The sequence below is a fragment of the Nonomuraea sp. NPDC050202 genome (assembly GCF_040656115.1).
Taxonomy (GTDB): Bacteria; Actinomycetota; Actinomycetes; order Streptosporangiales; family Streptosporangiaceae; genus Nonomuraea.
This window is the reverse complement of record NZ_JBFALF010000039.1, coordinates 23,048-29,047: the sequence shown is the minus strand read 5'-3', so window position 1 is coordinate 29,047 and position 6,000 is coordinate 23,048. Positions and strand designations below refer to the sequence as shown.

Annotated in this window: 5 protein-coding genes; 1 reads left to right on the top strand and 4 read right to left on the bottom strand. The window is 69.2% G+C overall.

What is annotated here, in order from left to right; genetic code table 11:
* Nucleotides 1-173: 173 nt before the first annotated feature.
* Nucleotides 174-2,039 (bottom strand): adenylyl cyclase, encoded by a 1,866-nt coding sequence (locus AB0I79_RS52215; protein ID WP_357891002.1) that lies wholly within the window; start codon nucleotides 2,037-2,039, stop codon nucleotides 174-176.
* A gap of 243 nt (nucleotides 2,040-2,282) precedes the next feature.
* Between AB0I79_RS52215 and AB0I79_RS52210 the strand changes: the two genes are divergently transcribed.
* Nucleotides 2,283-4,034, top strand: a complete 1,752-nt coding sequence (locus AB0I79_RS52210; protein ID WP_357890999.1) for a peroxidase family protein — start codon at nucleotides 2,283-2,285, stop codon at nucleotides 4,032-4,034.
* Between the two features lie 50 nt (nucleotides 4,035-4,084).
* On the opposite strand, the gene AB0I79_RS52205 is transcribed toward AB0I79_RS52210, so the two are convergent.
* The 3 genes from AB0I79_RS52205 to phoU form a co-directional block, all read right to left on the bottom strand.
* A complete protein-coding gene (locus AB0I79_RS52205) occupies nucleotides 4,085-4,309 on the bottom strand; it encodes a hypothetical protein (RefSeq protein WP_357890997.1) in 225 nt (74 codons plus the stop codon).
* Between the two features lie 34 nt (nucleotides 4,310-4,343).
* Nucleotides 4,344-4,754, bottom strand: coding sequence for a VOC family protein (locus AB0I79_RS52200; protein WP_357890994.1), 411 nt, complete (start codon nucleotides 4,752-4,754; stop codon nucleotides 4,344-4,346).
* A gap of 567 nt (nucleotides 4,755-5,321) precedes the next feature.
* Nucleotides 5,322-5,966 (bottom strand): phosphate signaling complex protein PhoU, encoded by a 645-nt coding sequence (gene phoU / locus AB0I79_RS52195; protein ID WP_357890991.1) that lies wholly within the window; start codon nucleotides 5,964-5,966, stop codon nucleotides 5,322-5,324.
* Nucleotides 5,967-6,000 lie beyond the last annotated feature (34 nt).

Sequence of the window (6,000 nt, the reverse complement as noted above, 5' to 3'; positions counted from 1 at the left end):
GCCTGGCCGGTGGGGGTGGCGTGGGGGGGATGAGCGCCGGCCCACCGCAACGGCCGACCGCAACGGCCGACCGCAATGGCCGACCGCAACGGCCGACCGCAACGGCCGACCGCAATGGCCGACCGCAACGGCCGACCGCAACGGCCGACCGCGCAAGCCTTACGGGACGGGCCCTACGGGGCGGGATAGTCCGTGACATAGACGGGCGCGCCGACCTTGGTGGTGTCGGCCGCATCGCCGACGCCGTTGACGACGTGGTCGATCGTCCCGGCGCTGAGGTTGACGGTCATGATGTGGTGCAGCCTCACGCCAGGGGACCGAGGCACCTCGAACCCGTTCTCCGTGTGGATCTGCGGATTGTTCTGGTTGAAGACGTAGACCCCGCCGCCGTACAGGCGGTGCCGGCGCACGCGGTCGCCGACCTTGTAGCCGGCCCAGCCCTCGACGGCGCCGTTCATCCAGTCGGCCTGGGTCGGCGGGTCGTACGGCAGCTCGTTCTGGTACAGGATCGTCGTGCCGTCGTCGCCGTTCCAGATCGTGTTGTACTGCTGGAAGTGCTCGACGAACAGCCCGGTCGCGGTCACGTGGTCGCCGTTGATGACGGCGCCGTTGCGGCCCAGGTTGGTGTTCCAGCGCTGGGTGTCGTCGAGGCCTTCGACGCCGTGGTCGGCCCGCCACACCCAGGTGTGGTCGATGAGCACGTGGTCGCTGTTGACCTCGAGCGCGACGTCGGTCCTGCCGATGTGCGGCCCGCCGACCCGGAAGTACACGTCGGACAGGGTCGTCGGGTTGCCGGGCGAGGCCCGCCGTTCGCCGTGCCGCTTGCCCACCCGCAGCAGCACCGGCGACTTCTCCGTGCCGGCGTCGATGGTGACGCCCGCGACGACCACGCCGGGCACGTCGGCGACCTCGATCGGGGTCGAGCCGCGGCTGGCGGTGAGCGTGGCGTGCCCGAGGCCGAGCACGACCGTGTCGGGACGCTTGACCTCGATGCTGCGCGCGATGTCGTACACGCCGGGGGTGAGCAGCAGGTTCTTGCCGCGAGCGAGCTGCCTGTTGATGTCGTGCACGGAGTCGGACGGCCTGGCGACGAAGAAGTCGGTGATCGGCAGCGTGCGGCCGGGCGTCAGACCGGCGGCCCACGAGACGCCGCGGGTGTCCCGCCTGGCGGCCGGCACGCGGACGTTGTACCTGCCCTTGGCGTCGGCGTACAGGTAGGGCTTCTCGCGGCTGACGGGGGTGGTGTCGAGGGTGGTGTACGGCGGGTTCGGGAAGCCGGTCTCGGCCGGCGCGCCGGTGACGCCCGAGAAGACCTGGTTCCACACGCCGTTCGACCAGCCGGCGACCTCGCTGTTGCGGGTCAGCCACTGCTGCTGCGAGCCGTTCGTGACGGACGGCAGCCTGGAGTCGGCGATGAAGCCGCCGCTGGCGTACTGCGGGCCGGCGGTGCAGTAGTCCATCAGCGAGAAGGTGCCGCCGGTGACGTCGAGCCGGCGCAGGGACACCGCCTGGGAGACGGCCCAGAAGTTCGCCGACGACCGGCAGCCGTCCTGGCCGGCGGCGTTGATGTTGATCGACAGGTTCGACAGGGTGCGCCAGAAGTTGACGAGCGCGAGGCAGTTGCCGGTGCCGCCGTCCGCCAGGCAGCGGTTGTAGACCTCGACCTTGCCGTTGATGACGACGTCGGTGGGGGAGGCGCCCAGGCCGGCGATCTCCGTGTAGTAGCCGACCTTGATCTGGAGCGGCTGTTCGGCGGTGCCGTACGTGCCGGGCTTGAAGAGGTACGCGTGGCGGGTGGTGCCCATCTCGTCGTCCACCTGGGCGGCGTGGGCGGCGTCGAGGGTGGCCTGGATGTCGCCGACCGGCATGCCGGGGTCGAAGACGGTGACGTTCGGCCCGAAGTCGGGGGTGGCGGGTGACGCGACGGCGGGGGTGGCCGCCGATAAGACGGTGGTCGTGACGGCGGCGGTCAACAGGGCGGTCGTCAGCACGAGGCCGAATCGCGGCGCCCGGCCGCCGGGAGGCTGGGTCGTCGTCATACGGTCCGTCCCTTCCACTGCGGGGTCCGCAGTGCTCTGGACATCGCCGGATCGCTATGAGAGAGCGCTCTCTCGCGCGTCCTGGCTTATATCGAGGCCTGAAGAATGTGGTTTCGGATGTTTCTACCGCGCCACCGGGCCCGATCACAAGAGAACGTCATGGATGAACATCCGGGAGCAGGTATACACAAAGAGTAGTTAAACAATTACTATCAGTGAAGGAGTGAAAGGTGGTGATCGGCCATGTTCAGGACGAAGATCGCCAAGGAGTGGTACGAACGACCGTTCCTGCTGCAACTCCTGGCGCTGGCCAGGATGCGGGCGGCCCTGCGCCGCCACAACCTCCACGACACCCGCCCGGCCGGCGGCGAACGGGCCCGCACCCCGGCCCGGGCCAGGCCGCGCCACCGCACCTACGACGGCTCCCGCTACGACCCGACCGACGCGGACATGGGCCGGGCCGGCACCCGCTTCGACCGCAACGCGCCGCTCGCCCTGACCCATCCGGACCCGCCGGACAGGCTGCTGTCACCCAGCCCCCGCGAGGTGTGCAACAGGCTGCTGACCAGGCGTGACCTCATCCCCGCCCCATCGCTGAACATGCTGGCCGCCGCGTGGATCCAGTTCCAGAACCACGACTGGTTCAGCCACGGCGACAACCATCTGATCGACCCCATCGAGGTGCCGATCGCCGAGGGCGACCCCTGGCACGAGCCGACGATGCGCGTACGCCGCAGCCGACCCGACCCCACGCCCCACACCGTGCCCGGCGCCCCGCCCACCTACGAGAACACGGTCACCCACTGGTGGGACGGCTCGCAGCTCTACGGCAGCTCAGAGCGGCACTGCCGCTCGCTGCGCACCGGCGAGGACGGCATGATGATCCTCCAGGGCGGGCGCCTGCCGGAGGAGACCGCCCCGGGCCTGGCCGGGATCGACCTGACCGGGTTCAACGACAACTACTGGGTCGGCCTGGCGCTGCTGCACACCCTGTTCGTCAAGGAGCACAACGCCATCTGCGGCATGCTGCGCGAGGCGTACCCGTCCTGGGACGACGAGCGGCTCTTCCAGACCGCCCGCCTGGTCAACGTGGCCGTCATGGCCAAGATCCACACCGTGGAGTGGACCCCCGGCATCCTGGACAACCGGGCCGTGCGCGTGGGCATGAACACCAACTGGTCAGGGCTGCTGGGGCCCGGCTTCCGCCGCCGTCACGGCCGCGTGGGGCGCGGCGAGGTGATCTCCGGCATCCTCGGCTCGCCCATGGACCACCACGCCGCGCCGTACTCGATGACGGAGGAGTTCATCGCTTCCTACCGGTTCCATCCGCTGATCCGCGACGACTACCCGGTCCGCTCCCACCGCGACGGCAGCCTGATCACCACCGAGGAGTTGCTCCCGATCCAGGGACAGCACACCCGCGCCGCCGTCGACAGGCACGGCATGTCCGACTGGCTCTACTCCTTCGGCGCCATGAACCCCGGGGCGCTGACCCTGCACAACCATCCCAACGCCATGCGCGATCTGGTGCGCGTCAGCGGCGAGCGCATCGACGTGGGCACCCTCGACATCCTGCGCGACCGCGAACGCGGGGTGCCCCGCTACAACGACTTCCGCCGCATGCTGCGCAGACCACCGGTGACGGAGTTCGCCCGGATGACCGGCGACCCCGGGTGGGCGCGGGAGCTCGAAGAGGTCTACGAGGGCGACCCCGAGCGCGTCGACGTCACCATCGGGCTGCTCGCCGAGCCCAAGCCGCCCGGCTTCGCGCTGTCCGATACCGCGTTCCGCGTGTTCGTGCTCATGGCGTCCCGCCGGCTCAAGAGCGACCCGTTCTTCACCGACCTGTACACGCCCGAGACCTACAGCCCCGAGGGGCTGGGCTGGATCGACAGGACCGGCATGACCGAGGTCCTGCTGCGCCACCATCCCGAGCTCGCCCCCGCCCTCGACGGCGTCCCGCACGCGTTCGCGCCGTGGCGGACGCTCCGGTGACCCGCGGGCCCGGCGGGCGGCTCCCCTGCCACCCAGTCCCAGCAGGCTCGTCACTCGCGGGCAGCCCGCGGCCCGCCGCGCCCCTTGGCCGTGTACGGCAGCACGAACAGGTACAGGCCGGTGAGGAACTGCAGGACGAGCGGCGCCAGCGGCAGGTAGAACACCCACATCGCGGGACTCTCCTGCGAGACGGCGACGATGGCGATGAGCACGGTCGTGGTGAAGGCGACGGACAACCAGCGGTGACTCTGCCGGACCCACTTGCTCGAGTTCACGGGAAACCTCCTCGTCGAAGGGCACGCGGACGGCTCAGCGGACTTCCTGGATGCGGATCAGGTTGCCGGCGGGATCGCGCACGGCGCAGTCACGAACCCCGAACGGCTGCTCGATCGGCTCCTGCACGATCTCGGCGTCGCCCGCCTGCAGCCGCTCGAAGAGGCCGTCGAGGTTGGCGGTGGCCAGGAGGATGCCGGCGTAGGTGCCCTTGGCCATCATCTCGGCGATGGTGCGGCGCTCGGCCTCGGTGACGCCTGGGTCGGCCGCGGGCGGCTGCAGGACGATGGACGTGCCGGGCCGGCCGGCGGGGTGCACGGTGATCCAGCGCATCCCGTCGTACCCGACGTCCTCGCGGACCTCGAAGCCGAGAACGTCTCGGTAGAAGGCCAGGGAGGCGTCCGGGTCGTCGTGCGGGAGGAAGCTCGAATGGATGGAGATGTCCATGAAGGTCACGCTAGAGGCGGCCGCTGAACCGCCGCTTCTCGATTCCTGACCGATACTGACCACAGGGCTCAGTACGGGCGGGCCGTCCGGAGGAGGATTCATGTCGGAAGAGCGCGACATGGCGACAGGCCGTTGTTTCGTCTGTAAGCGCGAATTCACCTACGACCCGAGAGAGGTCGTCACTTTCCTGATAGACCCGCAAACCGGGCTTCCGCCGGGATTCAGCGTCCTGGGCACCCTGCGGCCGGCCGAACCGGAAGCCGTGGCCCGGTCCACGGATGAGCCTCTCTGCCCCGATTGTCAGGACAAGGCGGAGCGGTACAGGGATGCGATGAACCCGCCACCTCCGCAGTGGGAAAGCTGGCCGCCAGCCGGGAATTAAGCGCCCATAACGCCCACGCCGGCGCTGGATGTGCGCGCAGGGCGTGGACGTGGCTCTAGCATCTCCTTCGGGCAGACCGGTTGAAGGGCTGGGCGGAGGATGCTCCTTCGCCCAGCTCGACGGGGCGGCGTTCGAGCGGTCCCGAGACGTTCATGCGGTTCTCAAGACTTCCCGGTCACGGGCTGTTAGCTTGGGCGGGCGCCGGTGACCAGGTAGACGACGTCCTGCGCCACCCGCACCGCATGATCCGCGTACCGCTCGTAGTAACGCCCGACCAACGTGATGTCGATCGCCGGCTCCACCCCGTGCTGCCAGTCCTTGGCCAGGATGTTCCTGAACAGTTTGCGATGCAGCCGGTCCATCGCGTCGTCGTCCTGCTCCAGCTCCATCGCCGATTCCACGTCACGCGACGCCACGCAGCTCCCCGCCTTGGTGACCAGGTTCTCGGCGATCTGGCCCATCTCCAGGATGGTGGAGCGCAGCCCCGGCGGGATGGCGGAATCGGGGTGCCGCAGGCGGGCCACCTTGGCGACGTGCACCGCGAGGTCGCCCATGCGCTCCAGGTCGGTGCCCATGCGCAGCGCCGTGATGACCATTCTCAGGTCCACCGCGACCGGCTGCTGGCGGGCCATCAGCTCGAAGATCGACGTCTCGATGTCGGCGAACACCGCGTTCACCTCCTCGTCGCGGGAGATGACGCTCTCGGCGAGCTGGAGGTCGGCGTCGAGGAGGGCCGTGGTGGCACGGGATATCGCCGAGCGGACAAGGCGGGTCATCTCGACCAGCTTGTCTGTCAGTGCATCAAGTTCTTCATGGTACGCGTCGCGCATGTCGTCACCGTACGACCCGCTCGATGAACGAACC